General features: G+C 43.7%; 21 protein-coding genes. 7 read left to right on the top strand and 14 right to left on the bottom strand.

Translation table 11 applies throughout. The features are described from left to right. The first annotated feature begins 162 nt into the window (after window positions 1-162). Window positions 163-783: a LysE family translocator gene (locus tag R7035_RS08865; protein ID WP_021035942.1), complete on the top strand. Its 621-nt coding sequence runs from the start codon at window positions 163-165 to the stop codon at window positions 781-783. Between the two features lie 15 nt (window positions 784-798). Continuing rightward, a complete protein-coding gene (locus R7035_RS08860; RefSeq protein WP_017635186.1) occupies window positions 799-1,065 on the top strand; it encodes a hypothetical protein in 267 nt (88 codons plus the stop codon). 58 nt (window positions 1,066-1,123) lie between these two features. Here R7035_RS08860 and secF read toward each other — a convergent pair whose 3' ends face one another. The 4 genes from secF to R7035_RS08840 all read right to left on the bottom strand — a co-directional run bounded on the left by secF (window position 1,124) and on the right by R7035_RS08840 (window position 5,348). Continuing rightward, window positions 1,124-2,026, bottom strand: coding sequence for a protein translocase subunit SecF (gene secF, locus R7035_RS08855; protein WP_005373567.1), 903 nt, complete (start codon window positions 2,024-2,026; stop codon window positions 1,124-1,126). Between the two features lie 2 nt (window positions 2,027-2,028). Further along, entirely contained in the window at window positions 2,029-3,867 is a 1,839-nt protein-coding gene (gene secD / locus R7035_RS08850; protein WP_005373570.1) for a protein translocase subunit SecD, read from the bottom strand. 164 nt (window positions 3,868-4,031) lie between these two features. Next, complete coding sequence (locus tag R7035_RS08845) at window positions 4,032-4,511, bottom strand: hypothetical protein (protein ID WP_318146098.1); 480 nt, start codon at window positions 4,509-4,511, stop codon at window positions 4,032-4,034. A gap of 168 nt (window positions 4,512-4,679) precedes the next feature. Continuing rightward, entirely contained in the window at window positions 4,680-5,348 is a 669-nt protein-coding gene (locus R7035_RS08840; RefSeq protein ID WP_005385650.1) for an SH3 domain-containing protein, read from the bottom strand. Window positions 5,349-5,451: 103 nt separating this feature from the next. Between R7035_RS08840 and R7035_RS08835 the strand changes: the two genes are divergently transcribed. Further along, complete coding sequence (locus tag R7035_RS08835) at window positions 5,452-6,000, top strand: hypothetical protein (RefSeq protein ID WP_017635183.1); 549 nt, start codon at window positions 5,452-5,454, stop codon at window positions 5,998-6,000. A 526-nt stretch (window positions 6,001-6,526) separates the two neighbouring features. On the opposite strand, the gene R7035_RS08825 is transcribed toward R7035_RS08835, so the two are convergent. Both R7035_RS08825 and R7035_RS08820 read right to left on the bottom strand, forming a co-directional pair. Next, the gene (locus R7035_RS08825) at window positions 6,527-7,150 is read right to left on the bottom strand and encodes a class I SAM-dependent methyltransferase (protein ID WP_017635182.1); all 624 of its coding nucleotides are present in this window, start codon (window positions 7,148-7,150) and stop codon (window positions 6,527-6,529) included. Between the two features lie 5 nt (window positions 7,151-7,155). After that, a complete protein-coding gene (locus R7035_RS08820; RefSeq protein ID WP_005373581.1) occupies window positions 7,156-7,611 on the bottom strand; it encodes an Lrp/AsnC family transcriptional regulator in 456 nt (151 codons plus the stop codon). Between the two features lie 148 nt (window positions 7,612-7,759). Here R7035_RS08820 and R7035_RS08815 point away from each other — a divergent pair, with 148 nt between their 5' ends. Then, window positions 7,760-8,686: a DMT family transporter gene (locus R7035_RS08815; protein ID WP_017635181.1), complete on the top strand. Its 927-nt coding sequence runs from the start codon at window positions 7,760-7,762 to the stop codon at window positions 8,684-8,686. Between the two features lie 95 nt (window positions 8,687-8,781). Next, the gene (locus R7035_RS08810; protein WP_064369362.1) at window positions 8,782-9,444 is read left to right on the top strand and encodes a flagellar brake protein; all 663 of its coding nucleotides are present in this window, start codon (window positions 8,782-8,784) and stop codon (window positions 9,442-9,444) included. Window positions 9,445-9,446: 2 nt separating this feature from the next. Here R7035_RS08810 and R7035_RS08805 read toward each other — a convergent pair whose 3' ends face one another. The 8 genes from R7035_RS08805 to R7035_RS08770 all read right to left on the bottom strand — a co-directional run bounded on the left by R7035_RS08805 (window position 9,447) and on the right by R7035_RS08770 (window position 17,679). After that, on the bottom strand, window positions 9,447-10,484 hold the full coding sequence (locus tag R7035_RS08805) for a DUF2955 domain-containing protein (protein WP_285400206.1): 1,038 nt from the start codon (window positions 10,482-10,484) through the stop codon (window positions 9,447-9,449). 12 nt (window positions 10,485-10,496) lie between these two features. Beyond that, window positions 10,497-11,555 carry an HlyD family secretion protein gene (locus tag R7035_RS08800; RefSeq protein WP_005373588.1) on the bottom strand — a complete coding sequence of 353 codons (1,059 nt, stop codon included), beginning with the start codon at window positions 11,553-11,555 and terminating at the stop codon, window positions 10,497-10,499. A 35-nt stretch (window positions 11,556-11,590) separates the two neighbouring features. Further along, window positions 11,591-12,046, bottom strand: a complete 456-nt coding sequence (gene slyA, locus R7035_RS08795; RefSeq protein ID WP_017635177.1) for a transcriptional regulator SlyA — start codon at window positions 12,044-12,046, stop codon at window positions 11,591-11,593. A gap of 295 nt (window positions 12,047-12,341) precedes the next feature. Beyond that, on the bottom strand, window positions 12,342-14,918 hold the full coding sequence (gene luxQ, locus R7035_RS08790) for a quorum-sensing autoinducer 2 sensor kinase/phosphatase LuxQ (RefSeq protein ID WP_017635176.1): 2,577 nt from the start codon (window positions 14,916-14,918) through the stop codon (window positions 12,342-12,344). Beyond that, entirely contained in the window at window positions 14,918-16,015 is a 1,098-nt protein-coding gene (locus R7035_RS08785; protein ID WP_005385634.1) for an autoinducer 2-binding periplasmic protein LuxP, read from the bottom strand. Before R7035_RS08785 ends, luxQ begins: the two co-directional genes overlap by 1 nt. 330 nt (window positions 16,016-16,345) lie before the next feature. Beyond that, window positions 16,346-16,663, bottom strand: a complete 318-nt coding sequence (locus R7035_RS08780; RefSeq protein ID WP_005373593.1) for a GIY-YIG nuclease family protein — start codon at window positions 16,661-16,663, stop codon at window positions 16,346-16,348. Next, window positions 16,660-17,310 carry a YceH family protein gene (locus R7035_RS08775; protein ID WP_005373594.1) on the bottom strand — a complete coding sequence of 217 codons (651 nt, stop codon included), beginning with the start codon at window positions 17,308-17,310 and terminating at the stop codon, window positions 16,660-16,662. The genes R7035_RS08780 and R7035_RS08775 overlap by 4 nt, the downstream gene beginning before the upstream one ends. A 165-nt stretch (window positions 17,311-17,475) precedes the next feature. Further along, on the bottom strand, window positions 17,476-17,679 hold the full coding sequence (locus R7035_RS08770; RefSeq protein WP_031777159.1) for a hypothetical protein: 204 nt from the start codon (window positions 17,677-17,679) through the stop codon (window positions 17,476-17,478). Window positions 17,680-17,920: 241 nt separating this feature from the next. Here R7035_RS08770 and R7035_RS08765 point away from each other — a divergent pair, with 241 nt between their 5' ends. Both R7035_RS08765 and R7035_RS08760 read left to right on the top strand, forming a co-directional pair. Continuing rightward, window positions 17,921-18,235, top strand: coding sequence for a DUF496 family protein (locus R7035_RS08765; protein WP_005373603.1), 315 nt, complete (start codon window positions 17,921-17,923; stop codon window positions 18,233-18,235). A 121-nt stretch (window positions 18,236-18,356) separates the two neighbouring features. After that, on the top strand, window positions 18,357-19,700 hold the full coding sequence (locus R7035_RS08760; protein ID WP_053349267.1) for an MATE family efflux transporter: 1,344 nt from the start codon (window positions 18,357-18,359) through the stop codon (window positions 19,698-19,700). Window positions 19,701-19,752: the final 52 nt, after the last annotated feature.

Here is a 19,752-nt window from a genome sequence, read left to right as displayed (position 1 = left end):
TATTATGACGCATAGATTAAAATATAATTTCATTTTAATTTTATATATTCGAAGAACATCAACTAGCTACTAGTGAAAGTAATCGTTCGCTTTGTAGTAGCATCCTTTTCCACTTTGCACTATCTTTGTGGCTTCTCTTTAATCACTAAATCATCAACAGATATGAATCTTGCATTGCTCAGTATGTTCATCCCTACTTTCTTTTTTGTCTCAATCACGCCTGGTATGTGCATGACTCTCGCCCTAACGTTAGGTATGAGTATCGGTTATCGTCGCACGTTATGGATGATGATAGGAGAACTTCTCGGTGTTGCGCTAGTGTCAGTCTCTGCGGTGTTAGGTATCGCTGCGATTATGCTCAATTATCCTTGGATGTTTATCGCGTTAAAGTTCATTGGTGGCGGTTATTTACTCTATCTTGGTGTTGAAATGTGGCGATCGCGAGGGAAACTTGCGATTAATGTCGACAACTTAGAAACACCAAAGAGTGACAATATCGCACTGATCATGCAAGGCTTCGTTACCGCAATCGCAAACCCAAAAGGCTGGGCATTTATGATTTCTCTTTTACCGCCTTTTATAGACCAAAACGCAGCACTTGCACCGCAACTGATCATACTTGTCTCCATTATTTTACTGTTTGAGTTCATTTGCATGTCTCTGTACGCTACTGGTGGTAAAGGGTTGAAACACGTATTAGGTCAGTCTAAGAATGTACGCCTAATGAACCGTATCGCAGGCACTTTAATGATGGGAGTTGGTGTCTGGTTGCTACTAAGCTAAGGCAAACTGGAAACAATGAAAAATATTCTGAATAAAATCGCTAAAGTCATGGGTGAAGTATTGGACTTTCAAGCCCGAGTTTGGGTTGTGAACGTCTATAGCGGTGAGCATAAAGGCGAGTCTTATGTCGTTAATGAAGATGCTTTCTCTGTACCTCTTCAGTGGATGAAGAAGAAAGGCTACCAAGAGTCGATGTTGAATAAAGTCGAAGCAATGAAGCGCTCACAAGTCTTAGAGTTCGATTTGGGACTTGTGAAACATCGTCTGATGCGCGTGAAATAAGCACAAAAAAGCGCCACTCAAGATGAGTGGCGCAAGCACTTTTACCTTAAAAATAATGCTACGGCGCTGCGTCAATCTCAACTGGAAGATAATGTTTCGGCTCCAGTTTCAACCACTCCGGCAGCACAGTACCAATCGAAATCGAAGACCATGTACCCGACAGAACGCCAATAAACATGGCGGTTGAGAAACCAGCCAAAGGCGCTCCTCCCATAATCCATAATGCACCAACAGTGATCAATGTCGTACCAGATGTCACCATAGTGCGTGAAAACGTCGCGATAACAGCTTGGTCATTGATGTCTTCTGTTTTCCAACTCTGTTTCGCAATCAACAGCTCACGGATTCGGTCTGCAATGATGATCGAGTCATTCAATGAGTAACCTAAAATCGCCAGCACAGCAGCAAAAACGGTTAAGTTGAACTCCATTTGAGTAATTGCAAAGAAACCAAGCACTAAGATCACATCATGGGCCAAAGCAAACAGTGAACCACTGGCCAAACGCCACTCAAAACGGAAACACAAGTAACCGAGAATACTCAACACACAAATCAACAATGCTAAGCCACCTTGTTCAAACAAGTCTTGGCCAACTTGAGCGCCAACTATACTGTTGCTGACAACATCAACTTGGTGAGAGATTGGCTTCAACACCTCTTCTACACTTGGCAACGTTTGTCCATCTTCCGGCGCAGAGTAACGAATCACCCAACGGCCATCTTCACCAGAGCGTGTCACTGACGCAGATTCACCAAGCTTTGGTTGCAGAACGTCAAGCAGATCATGGTTAGTTAGCTGCTTATCTACCTTTACTTCTGTCACCATACCGCCAGTGAAGTCCAAACCTAGGTTCAACCCTTTAAAGCCTAGAGCGACGATCGCGATCACCGTTAAAATGATGGAAACTAGCGTAGTAAAGTAGCGAATTTTACGAATATTTTGTTTTAGCATTTCGACCATGATTAAACCCTCACATCACGACGGGCATCGCGGCCCCAAATTAAATTGATCATTGCTCGAGAGGCAAATACGCCTGTAAACATACTGGTTAACAAACCTAATCCGAGTGTTAAGGCAAAGCCTTGGATTGGGCCATTACCGATGGCGTACAAAATCACGGCGGTGATCATGGTAGTAATGTTGGCATCAAGGATGGTCGAGAATGCGCTGTCAAAGCCTAGATCAATTGCTTGAGCGAAGCTGCGGCCTTCACGCATTTTGTCCTTAATACGTTCGAAAATAATAACGTTGGTGTCCACTGCCATACCGACGGTTAACACTAAGCCTGCAATGCCAGGAAGCGTTAACACAGCGCCTGGTAACAAAGCAATTAGGCCAAGCAAACAAAGCATGTTGGCACAAAGCGCCACGTTCGCTACCCAACCTAAGCGGCGGTACCAAAGTGCCATAAAGGTCAGTGTTAAACCCATACCTAAAGCCAGTGCTGCAAAACCGTTTTCAATGTTTTCTGCCCCCAGAGAAGCACCGATAGTACGCTCTTCCACAATAGTAACCGGCGCAGTTAGTGAGCCCGCGCGAAGCAATAGCGCTAACTGCTGCGCATCGTCCATGCTACCTGCTCCGGTAATACGGAACTGGCTACCAAGTTGAGATTGAATAGTCGCGACGCTGATAACGCGCTCACTACGCTCGGTTACACCGCGATCGTTTGTTTTGTACTCTCGGTAAACGGTCGCCATTGGCTTGCCGATGTGAGTTGCTGAGAAGTCGCTCATTTTCTTACCACCAGCGTGGTCAAGAGAAATATTGACTTCTGACATACCCATTTTGTCGACACCAGCACGAGCGTTTACGATGTGCTCACCCGTTAGGACTGGTCGTTTTGCCAAAATCACCGTACGACCGTCATTGTCTTGAAGAACAAGATCTTGGCTGCTGTGTGCTTGGCTCGCATCTTTCACTTCATAAAACGCCAAGCTTGCTGTTGCACCAATAACGTTTTTCGCTTGAGCAGGATCTTGTACACCAGGGAGTTCAATTCGAATGCTCTCTTTACCTTGGCGTTGCACTAGTGCTTCTGTGATACCAAGTTCTTCAATACGACCACGCATGATCTTCAGGTTTTGTTGAAGAGTCGACGATTGAAATTCTTGGATATTTTGTTCACTCGGTTCAAGCACAAAGCCACGAGATGAACTTTTTGAAATCCAGCCAGGGTAATTTTGACGCAAGAACTTGTTCACTTCCGACAATGCTTGCTCGCTGTCACTGTTTACCGTAATTCGGTTGCCGCTTTCTGCTCGAACTTGCACACCACGGACACGTTGATCACGTAAATTCGCTTTGATTTCATCAATCAACGCATCACGTTGCTCTTCAAACGCTTTATTCACATCAACATTCAACAAGAACTGAACGCCACCACGAAGGTCAAGACCGAGTTTAATTGGGCTAAAGCCCATCTCATTCAACCATTCTGGCGCAACCGATACGTATGAGAAAGTGATGCTGTCGTCTTTATTTAGCTCTTTGTTTAACAACGCACGAGCTTTACTTTGCGCATCTTCACCATCGAATACAATGGTTGTTTTGCCGTCTTTTTCGATGATTTTGTCGGCTGAAATATGGTTGGTTTTTAGCAGTTGATTCAGATGAACAACCGACATTTCACTGTTGTTTTGATCCGCAAACGTCAACTGAATAGAAGGCTGTTCGCCAAACCAAGTTGGGATCGCACTTAAAGTTAAGATAATGACCGTCGTGATTAATACGACATATTTCCAAGCTGAGTAGTGATTCATCAGCTTTCTGTTCTTTTGCTGCTTTGGTGTTTTTTTCATGTAAACATCATCCCTTCACGATGAAGTGAAGCTTTTAATAACAAGGCTTAACACACGACAGATGCTCCCAGAATAAATTCAGGGTATGAAATGCTCAGAACGCTCACGTCCTGTCGAATACAATCGTCGTGTTAAGAGTGCACAATGGTGCAAATAAATGGTGTTTAGGCAGAAAACTGACTATTGAGTGCGACGTACATGGCATTGGTCTCTTTCCAACCAGAAATGCGATGATCGCTTGTGAAATGATAAAATGTGGACTGGTTGTGACGCCAGTTAATGTCCATCAAACTGTATGTGTAACCCGCATCAGCGTAAAACGGAGTAGTGAGATCGCCGACAAAATCTACGTGCTCGTCATCAAGCCCTTCCCGTAAGTAAGACGTCCAGCGCTGAGAGTTAAACAAAGCAACGGAATCGAGACTTGCATGGCCTTCAGATACTGGAGATTGAGAGCTTTCTTCTGAAACTTCAGAAAAATCGACGGAAGAGTTTGGCGATACACTTACGGCTACAAAAGGTTGTAGCTTAGAAAAGTGCGGTACGTGAGCCTTGTGGTCGATTTGCGCAGCAGATACATGCACTGGTAGCAATACCATTGCAAATAGCAGCAAAATCAACTTTCTAAGGTAAATCCAAGGCATAGGAACTCACTAAAAACACAAAGAGCCAAGTTAGGTCACTTGACTCGTTGATAGTATTCCTATTGATTATGGTTCACAACTAAAAAGTTATAAATCTCTGATTTCAGGTTTGCATCGTTATTGCATTTATCAAAACGTCTTTAGAAAACTAGTGTAATTGGTGGTGAGTTATCGATAAAAAATATCGCCCTTATCAACATCTAAGTAGATCTTGTTCTCTTGCTCCAAACCGCCACAATAGATGAAGTAAACGTTGCGCTTTTTGAACGTCACAGAACGAACCCAGCCTCCGAGCTCCTCAAAATCACTCGGATCACAGGTTTCATCGTCTAACAATTGCTGTGTTTTCTTACGGAAAATATCCAAGTGAACTTTTAAGTCATCCGACTTCTGTAGGTATTCATCCAATATCTCTAAGCGCTCTTGCTCTTTAATAACTGGCTCTGCATCCGATAACCCTTCAGCATTCAACCATTCGGCTTTTTCTTCTCCACCCTCTTCATAGACAAGATAGCCGGAGATTCGGTACCACCCATCTACTTTTTCTAACACCGATACTTTTTCTCCCTTATAGAGCGTATCGACAACTAAAGCATTAGGGTTAGGCTTGTTGTAAACATTGACACGACGCTCAATAACGTAGTACTCGGTAACTTCCGGGGGAACGGCTTCTAAATCCAGAATCGGTTTGGATGTTTCTTTTTGCAGTGACGATTGCTCGACTTGTGTAGCCTTTGGTGCTTCAGGTTCATCTTTCTGCATAAAGAAGAAATAGTAACCAGCCCCCGCTCCGCCGAGCAACAGCATGACAATCAATGCGACGAGAATTTTCTTCATGCCCTTTTCCTTTTCATTCTTTATTCTTATCCCACCAGTAGCACGCATGTCGTAGAAATTTGGGTATATACTCAAAAGAGCAGGTCAACTAACGCGAGCAATAATGATCAACAGACTCAATTGGATACTACTATTTCTTCTGTTCCCGATAACGGGGCACGCCAATATTCAATGTAACCCATCGTCGTGGAATGACAATCTTACCCAATTCAATCGTTTAGAGTCCAATTACAATCAGCATGTTGAGGTATTCAATACACTTTTGACCGAACATAAACAGCGTCAGTTATTGTCCGAAACCTTTTCACTGCATGAGCTCGTGCTACTTTGGCGTGCCAAGTCGAACCAAAATGTGTTCAAAGCGCAATTAAAAGCATCGATTCAATACAAAGAAGAGCTCACAACTAAAGCGAATCAGCTGCTTAAATTGAGCACACAATCCCAATGGTCAGCAAATGGGTGGGAGATACTGGCCCAGAAGTGCCGCGAGTCAAACAAAACAGCCAATCAAATAACTGCGGAATGGTATAACACCAACGCTTTGGAACTTGCTGAAGATTACAAGCGCCTCTCTTCACAATATCAAACTCTGTCACAAGTCTATGATAAAGAAGCTCGAGCGCTTCAATACGCTCAAGATGTTTCGAAGTAAAAACAGAGCCAGTTTTGAATAGACGATGTTGGTTTTTCACTCCAATATTGGACGTTATTCGTGCTTTTTATCTTTCCTTAGTCGTGAATGATATCAAATGTAAATAATGGGATTGTTCCCTTTGACAAACTTGACTAAACCATGACCAAGACAATCAATTTATAGAGACATACGTCACATTAATGCTTTACTTATGGACATTTTTTGGTTAGTTTAGCCATTAATAAAATTTAATAAAAAGTCACATTTGGCTGGAGATGATGCTACAAACATGGTTATCAATCGATTAAGTAACAGGGAATGTCCTAATGCTACCAAAGCCAAGTTTTTGTCAGTAGTTAGGCACGTAAAAGAGTTCGGTTCAATCAGTGATTTGGATCTTTGTAAAATCTTCGGAGAAACAATATGGAGTGATGGGAGGGAATACCATTCAGCCGCGTTCTCATTCAAGGTTGATAGATACACAGGTAACTGTGAAATCTCACAATACAAAAACCAATAAGGCTTAAGAATTTATAAAGCGGAGTCAGGAAACGGACCCCGCTTTTTTGATCATGGCAATCGTAAAGTCGTGCTCGGAGTACCCCTCAATCAATCGTGTATTCGGACACAGCAACCGACAATAGCGAAAGACACCTTCTTTATTGTGCGACGCTAACATTTTCATGCTGGGTAGTTTGGATTCATCCAACAAGTTAAACACACAACCTTTCTCTGTCGCTCGGTACATTTTATCAATCATTTCAATGGTATGATTTGGGTTGGTGGATTGATAGTTCAATGATCCGGAAGCAAAAACAAAGTCGCAACGAGGCAATACCAACGTTGAAAAGTCGCCACATATAAACTTACTTTGCGTACGAAAATCTCGTTTTCTGGCTTCAGAGATAAACTGTTTTTGCTGATCAATGCCAATATAGCTTTGAGGAAGCCCCCCCGTAAGTTCGATAAACGCTAACAAGTCTCCGTAGCCGCACCCAATATCTAAAATACTTGAACCGTCTAACGTTAACCCTCGGCACAACGCCTCAAAACGGCTGATCTGACTATACTTATCTGCCCATCCCAGAGTTCGGGCTCTGTCTTTACCAAACTGTCTATATCGCTTTCGATGATAGTGGGCAATCTTAAGTCTATCGAAAAATTTCATCTTTCTTATGCATAAATCGGCAAACTGCCATTTCCTTTCACTTGTCTAATCGCCAGGTGGGTATGAATATCTTTCACATTTTCTAATCGCTGTAACTTTCTAGTAAATGTTTCATAACCAGCGAGATCTTTACTGACCACCTCTAACAGGTAATCATAGGCCCCTGATACGACATGGCATGAGATCACTTCATCCATCTCAACAACGGCATGTTCAAACTCATCAATCGAAGAAGCTTGGTGGTTATTTAAACTCACTTCAACAAATACAGTCATCGCGATGCCTACAGTGTCTCTGGACACAATAGCTCGATAACCACTTATTACACCTTCCTGCTCCAAACGCTTAATGCGTCTTGCACAAGGTGATGCCGATAGCCCTACTTGGTCAGCAAGTTCTGCCGTTGTCAGAGTGGCATCCTTCTGCATTAGGTTGATAAGTTGCCTGTCAATTTTATCCATCTATTCTTCCATGCCTTTAATCACCAACAATTAACACTTATACGCAATTTATCACCAACATCAAGCCTAATTACGTCAAACTTTGCCTCCCTTTGGCAAGAGTTTTATTCAACAATTAACACATCATTTACAAATGGACATGTCGATAATGATCTTGGGATACGCAGCTATATTAACGACCTTACTGCTTTGGTCTGGTTTCTTTATTTCTTTAAAAGGGGGCGCAATTTCTGCCTTGCAGCCAGCCGATATCGCGTTAGTTCGCTTTCTAATCCCAAGTATAATTTTATTACCATTTGTGATTAAGCATAAACAGTCGCTGCGCGTGGTGCCTAAACGCTACCTGGTTGGTGTTGTGGTTGGAAGCGGCCTTCCCTATCTTCTGGTCGTCGGAACGGCTATGCATTTCGCTCCCGTGGCGCACGGCAGTGCATTAGTACCTGGCACTTTGCCATTGTTTGTTTCTGCTATCGCGGTACTTTGTTATCAACAGTCGCTGAGTGCTCACCGCTTAATCGGGCTTTCTACGGTGTTGTTAGGGATTTTCGTATTCCTTCTTTCTAATAGCGGCGCAGAGTACAACTGGTCTCAGTTGCAAGGGCATATCCTGTTTCTAACTGGCAGCATCATGTGGGCTGCTTTCACCATCAGCGCTCGTGTCGCTAATCTTAATGCACACGTCTGTGCAGGATTCGTTGCAATCGCGTCTTTGGCTCTACTCATCATCGCCGTTGGTTTCGGGTGGGTAGACAGTTATTTGGTGGTAACACCGTTCAGCCAGTGGCCATGGGAGGAGTTATTTGGCCACGCGATGCTACAAGGTGTTGGCGCAGGTTTAATCGCTTCTTTCACTTTCATTTATGCAATTAGGATCATCGGTGCCGAAGCCAGCGCTGCTTTTGGTTCATTAACTCCAGTCGTCGCGACACTTCTTGCCGTTCCAATTTTTGGTGAACAACCAGATTCTCTCACTTGGTTAGCGCTGATGTTGGTCACATGCGGCAGTATTGTGGCAAGCCAAATCTTTATGAAAGGTGGAATGAGCCAAACTTATCGCCCACCACTTCACAGATAGCGATGATTTTACAAAAACTTATGCCTTACTATCTTGAATAACAAAATGGCGTTTTGATAGCCTCAGCTTAACTAAAAAATTAAAACGCCAATGTGATGCCAGCCACTCATACTAAAGATGAACTGCATAGGTTTCTCAAACCGGGAATGAAGCTTTCTACTAATTTCGAATTTGGGCCTAAGGATCAATATACGTATTCCACCACCTATCTGGGGATGAAAGAAAATGCTTATTTGATTCTTGATATACCAATGCGTTTGCTTGAAGAGCAAGTGATGAGAAAACTCCCCAACGCCGATGTCATCGTGCGTGGTGTATCAGATACGGAGTTAGGCCATGTCATTGCGTTTAAGTCCAGCGTGCTGACGACGACCGTTCGACCATCCCCCCTTTTGTTTATCCGCATTCCAGGAACATTTGCAACCAAACCAGTTCGGGAACATGAGCGTTACAAGTTGCAAATGGACTGTAACGTTATTCATGCAGGGAATGTCTACGACGGTAGCCTTATCGATTTCTCTCTAGCAGGTGTTGGTATATCAACCTTGATTGAGCCCGAATTCAACGTGGGTGAGAGTGTTACCATCGAATGCCCGTTAAGCCACTATATCGGAGAAGAAAATCGATGTGTCATTGCCAACATTAAGAAATTGGTGAAGGGATGGGTAGTTGGAATTAAGTTTGCCAGTCCCATTGCGATGACTCACGAACTAAAAACAGAGTTACTGGAGCAATCCTTTCTAACCAGTAACGTCTGAACTTACTGCTCGCTAAAGCGCGTCGCCTCAAAGCTGTTGAGTATTCTGTGAACCGTATAGGTCACAAGCAGCGTCGCAACAATAGCAAACAAAATACTGCTCACGCGATACAGCGCACTGAACATTAAGTCACCATCCGGAGTAAGATATTGGCCGAACAAAATGCCTAATGTGGTTAAACCGCCAAATCCGGCTCCCGAACCGCTAGACTCTTTCACGTGCATATAACTGAACATCATCGCACCAATCCAAAGCAATGGGACGATAAACAATAAGGTATCCGACCAATCGTATAATACAAGTTGTCCGACGATACCAAAGGTCACCCCCATCAAGGTTCCCATTGCTCTTTTTCGCGCATACCCTAAAGCACCGTTCCAATGCATAGGAAACAATAAAAGCAAGGTTGTCGCCTGAGCAGACATAGAGTCACTGAGGTCAAATAGCTGGAATACAAGGAAAGACATTGTAGCGATACTCGCCCCCATAAGGGCTTCATGACGCATTCGATGACTCTGTTTAGGCTGCGACGGTTTCGCTGGTGGCTGACGAGGTTCCGCATCGGGAATCAAAAATGTCACCACATAAGCAACGATCACTGAAATAACATTCGCTTGCAGGTTGCTAAATATTAGGTCATTTAAGTCAGTGGTTGGATAACTAGCAAAATGCAGCATGATGCTTAAGCTCAGTACGCTGTTCGCTCCAAATAAGAACAAGCTCCCTTTTGACATACAGGCGAATTTATATAGGAACAACCCGAATGCAATGATTGTCATCATGCCTGGGTGCCCACCAAATAACCCACCAAGCACCCCAACTTCTAATCCACACACAACCGCTGAAAAAATCAGTTGTCGTGCGGCATGTAGATTCATGACTGGCACCATTCCAAGTAACAGCATCGGGGTTACAGTAAAGAATACGCCATAGTTCCAACCAAATACTTTACATAAAGTGAAACCAATAGTCGCACCAGTTGCAATGCGCAAACACTGACGGAAGTCGTTTTCCGACATGGGGTGGTCCCATAACTTCATATCGCCTCCTCGTTAATAAATATAATGAAGAAGACTCAAGAATTGGATCTGGCATCTCGCTAACCAGCCAGATAATGCGTTTTCTGGCAACAACTGCACGGTTGCTCGTGCCCCTGCTGGAAATGCACGCTGCTGAGGCTCATCGATAGCTAAATGTAAACGTAAGCGCTGCGCGTCTCTCACCCAACGGTTTGAGTCAGTTGGTGTTGCTAAGCGACCATCCGCATCGAACTGACCCGAGCTGACCCCGGCATCCACACTCGTAATACGAGCTTCAAATACATCACCAGGCAAGCTATCAAAAGCCACTAACGCACGGCTGTTCTGATTAAAGTGTCGTAAACTCTTTTCACGAAAGTCGGCAATGATATCCACGTCATCGGAGACTAAAGCGACAAGAGGTGTACCAGCTGCCGCATAGGCCCCCGTCTCCAGCTGCAAGTTAGCGACAACGCCATCATGTTCCGCCGAGACTTGAGTGTAAGACAGATTAAGTTCCGCTTGTTTTAGCTGGTTTTGCGCCACGCGGATATTCACATTCGTCGCGCCTAAATCACCGCGGTTTACTTCCAACTCTTTTAAACGAGCACGTGCGGCCAGTAAGTTCGCTTTAGCTGCCGTTGCGCTGCTCTGTGCGTCATCGCGCTGTTGTTGCGAAGTACCATTACGGTGAAACAGGGTATTAAGACGTTTCGCTTCGCGAACTTTTTGTTCCGCCACGATTTTGCTCGCTTCAACGTCTGCTTTTGCCGCCGCAATAGAAGCATCAAGTTGTTCGTTGTTTTGAATCACACGCTCAAGGTTAAGTTGAGCCTTTTCTACGGCGAGCTGATAAGGCTGGGGATCAATCTGAAATAGTAGGTCGCCTTGGCTTATTTCTTGGTTGTTGGCAACATAAAGATGCGTAATCTGCCCACTCACACGGGGGGCCACTTTAGTTACCACACGCGTTGCCATTGCCTGAGGCGTCAACGGCATGGCGAGATCTGCAACTAGAAAATAGGCAAAGACAAGGACAAACGCGACGCAAGAATATTTGATCCAACGTGCGAATTTTTGATCTGGAGTCATAGGCGTTTACTTCTCTTTTTATTCGGTTTTCTGACTTATTCGCTAAGTGAATCAAGCGCATTGTGAGCAATCTGATCAAGAATCAATGAAAGCTGCTGAAGTTCCTGGTCGTTGATGTCCGTTAGGAGCTTGCTTCGAACTTGAAGAATTCGAGCCTCCATTTGCTTTAGTAGGGTTTTCCCCTCTTCTGTGAGGCTAACAATACGTGCTCGCTTATCGTGTTCACAGCAATGGCGAACGATCAGAGATTGCTCTTCTAATAATTTTAATGTTCGCATCAACGACGCTAACTCGATCTCAAGCGCTTCAGCCAAATGCTTCTGACTGATGTTGTCACCCATTCGATAAAGCTTCCATAACGCAGTCCAACGCGGATACGTTAGGTTTAAAGGCTCTAACTCGCGATCTGCAACCATTTTCCACAAACGAGCAACACGAGATAATTTTTCAGCCAGAGAAAGGTCTCGCAAACTGTTGATGTCTTGAATCATAAGATCTACTCAATTACTTAGCGTGCTAAGTAATATAAAATAGTTAGCACGCTAAGTAAATATCTTTTTGTGATTGAAATCACGTTGGGTGTGTCAGTGAAGGGGCAGAAATCTAAGTAACACAACACTATGTTTGAACTTGAAATGCAGCGATGTACACAACAAACGTCGAGACCAATAAAGTCTGATTTGTATAAGAGTAAAAGGGTCAGATACAAAAAAGCACAACCCACAGTCATGGTGTTGTGCTTTTCAGATAATGAATAATTGGGTTATCTCGTAGTGAGCCAATTATTCATGTTCGCTCGACTAAGAACCGCTGTTTAAAATCCACAAATGCTTCATGGAGCGCATTTTCTTTAATCGGCTTGAGAAGCACGTAATTCGCACCCGATTCCATAAAGGCGTCACTGGTTTCTTTCGCGGTGTCAGCAGTACACGCATAAATTGGCGTGCCTAGTTTTAGCTTTTGTCGGATCTCTTTGGTCGTTTCAATTCCACCAAGATGCGGAAGTTGGTTGTCCATCAGTATCAAATCGTAAGTATGATCTTTTAAGAATTCCATTGCTTCTAACCCATCTTTCGCCCAATCAACCTGCATTTTGTACTTGTTACAAAACGCTTTTAGAATGAATGCGTTAGTATGGTTATCCTCTACCAACAACACTTTGAGACTCTCTGCAAATAGTTCACCTGGCTTAACTCGCAAACTCGAATCAAGAGGGGTGAGTACTCGCTCACGATCTTTCACTGGCATTGTAATGACAAAAGTCGTTCCTAAGCCTTTCTGACTGCGGACTTGAACATCACCTTCCAGCATGTCGACAAGGCTCTTCACAATGGTCAGCCCTAAGCCACTGCCACCGTATTCTCGAGTCGTTGTTGCTTCTTCTTGAACAAAAGGTTCGAACATTTGGTCGAGTTTGTCAGACTCGATGCCGATACCTGTATCCGTAATTTCCACGACCAGCACGCTATTGTCAGCGCCATAGAACTGCTCAAGTTCAGCATGCAAGCGCACGCTACCCGAGGGCGTAAACTTTACTGAGTTACTGACTAGGTTGAATAAAATTTGGTTCAGACGAACTTGGTCAGTAAAAATTTCAACATTGGGATCTATTTTGTTTTCAATGACAAGGTTGACGCCTTTACTTTCACAAATAGGACGATAAATGTTTTCTAACGTTCGAATTGTATCAGTGAAAGAAAACGGGTGCTTTTGGATATTAAACTTACCCTGCTCAATCTTCGAAAAGTCCAAAATATCATTCAAAACAGCAAGTAAGTGCTCACCACTATGCCGAAGTACGTCAATTTGGTTATTCTGCTCTTCTGTTTCCACAGAGTCTTTTAGCAATTGAGCAACCCCTAAAATTCCATTGATTGGCGTTCGGATCTCATGGCTCATTTTAGCCAGAAAGTCGGCACGGGCTTGAGCAGATTTTTCTGCTTCTTTGCGCGCCAAGTTACTCTGTTTTTCCGCCTCAATAAGCGTGGTTATATCCTGACCTTGAACAATAATACCGCTAATATCTCCATCAACTCGAATCGGCGATAAGTTCCAGCGATATACTTTGTCTCCAATTGGCACATTAACGCCTGTCAACGTAGCTCCCTGAGCCGCCATGCGAAGGTGTGGCATCAACTTTTCTTTGAAACCTTTGAACACTGGGTGCATGGTTTCAACATCGTTTTCCATGACTAACTCTTTGCGTGCTGCCGGATTGATTTGGACAAGTACACCCGATTCAGACCACACCATAATAGGTGATAACGCAAAGTTAAACAGGTCGCGGAAAGAGCGCTTTTGTGCTTCAAGCTCTTCAAAAGTGTTTTCTAGTGTCGAACCAATATGATCGAATTCCTCAATATCTGACCCCTCAAAACGCTCAAATCCTTTTTCTTCACGAGCCGAGCGGGTATATGCCATCAGGGATCCTAACTCTTCAACTACTCGATTCTCGATCCATTCTTTAGTCATTAGCGCAATCATGACCATACCGATAACTGAGGCTAGCATTGCTAGCAGGTGTTGGATTTGCAATGTCACCACGCTCTGATTGTCTTGCACAGTAAGCAAGCACAAGTCAGTCTCGGCGGCATTTACCTCAATAGGGGTTTTGATGATCAATAATTGGTCAAGCTTGTGCTGGGACTCTCGTCGTTTGAGTACGTCAAATATTTGATAAGCCTCATCTCCTACTAATGAGCTTGCCAATGGTGTGTTGTTAGCGACCAACACAACATTGTCGACGTTGCCTTCATTTTTTAACCTTTCCATCAACCCAAAGTTATTATCTAAAACAACAACATTGTAAGAGTACCCCATCACTTCACCGGTTTTAGGTTGTAAAACGGGTACGCGACGAAGTAACAGATGGCGAGTTCCCATCGGGGTCTGTGAGGGTAGATAATACCAGTTGTTGCTAAAGGTCACCTGACTGGCAAGTCGGCTAAGTATCAGGTTGTTGATGCCATAGAAATGCGCGTTGCCATCGTCCCAAATAATACCTTGATGATCGGTTAGGAAACGAAACTCCGGTGTATGGGAAGGATCACTCTGGTCAATACTCATGAAAAAGTAATTGAGTGCCTCTTCATCACGTTCTGTATAAAAATCCAATACAACATCACTTTTCGAATTGCTGTTGTGATGAATCTGAATCGCTGCAAAATGGCTATCAAAAATGTTCAGGATCAGGGCAGAGGTCTGCTGCTTGGTTCGGTCGACTTCCTGCCAAATAATCTGCTTCGAGAAGTAATAACTCTGAACAAAGATGCCTAGAATGATCGGAGCAAGTACGAGAATAATTATTTTGGTAATAAGCGTCGACAGTGAGCGACGCTTTCTTGTTTTTGATGTAGTTGTCATCAATTATCTGAGTATCTAAATGCACGTTTTCTTAATGCTTCAATTCTTTCTGGAGAGTCCGATTTGGTAACGACTTCAAAATCACCAGAGTAAACGGTGGGAACTGGCTTTCCTTCTAAATCCCACTTAATGGCCTCAGCCATTGCAATACCTGTATCATCGTTCATACGCATAACGGTAACGTCTAACTCCCCTTTAGAAAGCGCCTCTAACTCTGCTGAACCGCCGCCCCAACCATTGATCATGACATCATCACGACCTAACTCTTTAAGAGCGTCAACAGCACCTAATGCTACATCGGTAGAACACGCGTAAATGAAGTCAACGTCCGGATACTTCTCCAAACTGGCTTTTGCAGCTTCATACCCAGATTGCTTTGTTGCTTTGGTGTAGTAAGCAGATTGTAGTTCAAATTGATTATCGCGGTTCACTTGGTTGATAAAAGTGTTGCCTCTGATGTCACTAATGTAGCCCTCTGAGAAGTAGAGAACACTATAGTGGCTATGTTTAGGGAAACGCTTGCCAAACTCAACGGCCAATTCACGACTTCCTTCTGCGTGGTCGAAACCAACATAAAGAAACGGCTGATGATGTTCCCAATCCCTAACAGGTGTGGTGATATTTTGTAAAATTAACTTGGTTTTCTTTGAATCTAAGACATGCTCAACAAACTTACGATGTCTTGTGGTATCTAGAGTAAAGATCAAGTAATCGGAGTTGCTTTTCAGCGCCTCCATTAAAGACAAACTTTGCTGCTTTATATCTGCATTAGGACGAGTAAACACTTGATTTAGTTGATAGTCGATATCAAGCTTATCTAGGCGTTTTTCAAACGCATCGATGTTTCGAATCCAATAATCAGAGATCTGCTGCCCTGGATAAACAACAGAAATTTTCAGTGGACGCTTTTTGTCTTTTGCTACGGGTACAGGGGTTTCTCTTACCACTTCAGCCAACGCACTAGTTAACTGCTTCTGTTGTGGAAACTGGTCTAAAAACTCTTGATATGCCCAATACCCATTAAGAACTTGGGTGGCCTGCACATTCGGCGCAAAAGCGGCCATTGAAATCAGGGAGAATACTAACGCTTTTTTCATCTACTGCTCTTTTAGCTTTTTTATGAGCCTAATTCAGCTCTATTCATTACCTAGCCGAGTCATCCTATACTCTTGTAATCTACCTTCCTCTTAGTGCCTGTTTCAATAGTAAATTGGTTCTTGGTCTGAGTGGATGCAAATAAAGTACATTGAGTCGCTTCCTTTGTCTCGATGACGTAGAGACATTTCGCGCTTTTCATACTCAGGACCTTTAAACAGAACACCAGCCCATTATGCGTCAGTTTATTCCTACATGGTACTCCAAAAACAAAAAGAAACCGCCAATGTGACATAGGCGGTTTCCGTGTATCTTTGCGTAGCAAGGGCTTATCAGAGTGCCACTATCTCTAACATCATTTGTTGATGTTCGTCGACGACAATATTTGCTTTTGACATAACGAGCAGCTCTTTTTTCGCTTTAGTTAGTTGCTTAATATAGTACTCTGCTCGCATGGCAAGCGTCTTTGAGTCAAAATCCGATGACCATTCCAATACCAAAGGGCCTTTTCCCTTCAAAGCTTTCGCTCCTTTTCCGGTTTGGTGCTGATTGAATCTTCGTTCAACATCATTGGTAACACCACAATACAACGCGTTGCGGTTATTTCGTATCAGGTAGACACTCCAACGCTGCGTTGTATTTTCCATCATGAAAGCAGTGACTCAACCTTAGCTTTTAATTCATCCAGCTCTTCTTTCAGCTGAGCGACTTCGAGCTCTAGCTGACTTACTCGATCGGAGCTCGAGCTTGCAGCAGACACAGGCGCTGCAAGTTCGGACGCATCAACATCACCACAGAACAAATGCATATAACGCGACTCCCGCTTACCAGCCTCACGTGGTAATTTGACCACTAATGGTCCTTTCTCTTCACTTGCTAAATGCTCAAGGACCGTTTCCACTTCTTTTACATCATGAAATGTCGCGAGACGATTAGTACGAGTACGAATTTCCCCAGGTGTTTGAGCTCCGCGCAAAAGCATACAGCATACAATGCCCTTCTCCTGCTCTGTCAGCTTTAAATCACCAAATTCCGTATTACAGAAACGGTGTTGATACTTGCTGACGCGGCTGTTGAACGCACTTTCGTCACTGACGAGCCTGCGCTCAATAAGAGCATCAACGGCATCGAGTACGTCTGACTCAGAGAGTGACATCACGGGATCACGGTTGCTTTTTTGATTACACGCGTTGGTTAATGCGTTCAGGCTGAGGGGGTAAAGATCTGGGGTAGTGACTTCTTTTTCGATCAAGCAACCAATAACTCGTGCTTCAATTGCCGTTAGCTCAACTTTCATAATGCATTTCCTTATTATTTTTGCATTTGACTTTGTACCTAAATCGCTTCGAAATCATACGCCATAAATTCACACAGCAGTGCAAGAAGCGTTAGCGGTTCAGGTGTTGGTGTCAGGCTAAAGCATAGCGTAAGACCTGACACCCCTTACGAATAGGGTCAGGTATCAATGCTCCGAGAGAATCGGCACTCTCGTCAAATTGCCATCTTGGTCGACCATCATTATTTTTGAACGATTAAGCTCAACTTCGATGATTTCGAGTTGCTCACGGGCGTTGATATACGCCGTTTTTAACTTTTCAGCCACAGAGCGAGTGACTTGCTCATTATCTTGACTATTTACTTGCTCCGCAGTGTTACCAGAGTCCATATCAAGTTCATCATTTTGCATTCAATGGTGTTGATAATATAGTGAAGGCCACGTTATGACAATGAATCGATGGATTCTACAATGTTGGCCAAAACTCGAAGAAAGCAGCACGATTATATGGACACAGCGCAATTGGTTGAGAAATGTTCAACTCTGCATTGCTATTGATCTAAAGACTGTTATGCCACTGGATGTTGTGCTTTAATCGAGGAAGATATTCATAAAATTAGGAAAGAGAACTATGAGTAGCGTATTTGAAATCGTTAACCAAGCTCGTCGTAAAAACAAACTAAAACGTGAGCTTCTTGATAACGAGAAGAAAGTTCGTGATAACCGCAAACGTGTTGATCTTCTAGAAAACCTTCTAGACTACATCAAACCAGAAATGACTCACGATGAAATCGTCGCAATCATCAAAAATATGAAAGCAGACTATGAAGATCGTGTTGATGACCACATCATTAAAAGCGCTGAGATCTCTAAAGCACGTCGCGACATCAGCCGTCGCATTCGTGAGCTGACTGAAGAAGACAAGCAAACTAGCGGCAAAAAATAAACGCGTAAGCTAGATTTTCGAACCCCGAGCAAGAATATCTTCCTCGGGGTTTATTTTTGTCTCTAAACTAACCGCCGTGTACAATCAATCTAACTCTTATTCCTAACGCATTCAGCTTTCTATGTCTTCAACTACGACAAGTACACAACCAACGCTTGCAAAACAATTATTTACGATGACCTGGCCAATGCTATTTGGCGTTCTGTCTTTAATGAGCTTTCAGCTTGTGGATAGCGCGTTTATCGGTCAGCTCGGCGTTTTACCGTTAGCCGCTCAAGGTTTCACTCTGCCTTTGCAAATGGTCATTATCGGCATTCAAGTCGGTCTAGGGATCGCAACGACAGCGGTCATTTCTAAAGCTCTTGGGGCGAATGAAAGTCGGTATGCCAAACAACTTGGCGGATTAGTATTGATGATCGGCTCAATTGGTGTCGCTATTTTTGGCGGGCTAATTTGGCTTTTGCGCTACCCCATTTTAGCTCTATTAAGCGCTCCAGAATCTGTTATGCCGATAATCGACAATTACTGGCCTTGGTGGTTATTAAGCTCATGGACTGGTGCGGTTTTGTATTTTTATTACAGTATCTGCCGAGCTAATGGCAATACAATGTTACCTGGCACAATGATGATGATAACCAGCGGCGTGAACCTTGTGCTCGACCCGCTATTTATTTTCACGTTTGACTTGGGTATTAACGGAGCGGCAATAGCAACCATCGTCGCTTTTGGGTTTGGTATTTTAGTCGTCGCTCCTCGCGTGAAAAAGAATCACTGGGCAACGACACAATGGCAAGATCTTAACGTAGCCAAAAGTGTTGCATCTATCGGTAACATTATGGGCCCTGCGATGATTAGCCAACTGCTGCCACCGTTGTCTTCCATGCTAGCAACAAAATTATTGGCAAGCTTTGGAACCGCAGCAGTCGCCGCTTGGGCGCTTGGTTCACGCTATGAGTTCTTTGCTATCGTTTCGGTCTTGGCGCTGACAATGTCTATGCCTCCAATGGTTGGACGCTTACTTGGAGCAAAGAACTATGAAGATATCCAAAGGCTCGTCAGTATTGCCGTAAAATTCATTCTAGGTTTCCAACTTTTGATTGCTGCCATTACATTTGCCGTCGCAAATCCACTCGCATTATTGATGACAAGTGATGTGCAAGTGGAGCAAGTCTTGGAAATGCATTTACTGATAGTGCCGATCAGTTTGGGTTCATTAGGGGTTTGTATGCTAATGGTTTCTCTTTGTAATGCATTAGGCAAATCTTACACCGCGCTCACTATTTCAGCGCTGCGCTTGTTTGTCTTTTTCCTACCGTGCTTGTGGGTTGGCGCTCAAATGGATGGAATCCGAGGTTTACTCTTAGGCGCTTGTATCGGCAACCTGTTAGCTGGTGTTTCCGCATACCTAACCTATCGCCAAACCATACGCAAACTCGCAGGCGCTCAAGCCAACGCACAACAATGAATAATCAGAACTAAGCCCCTGAAGTGGGGCTTTATCGTTTTGAGGCCTTGTC

Source organism: Vibrio sp. 1731, from assembly GCF_033339955.1.
GTDB lineage: Bacteria > Pseudomonadota > Gammaproteobacteria > Enterobacterales > Vibrionaceae > Vibrio > Vibrio alginolyticus.
The sequence above is the reverse complement of the archived record's forward strand: the minus strand, read 5'-3'. Positions and strand labels throughout refer to the sequence as shown.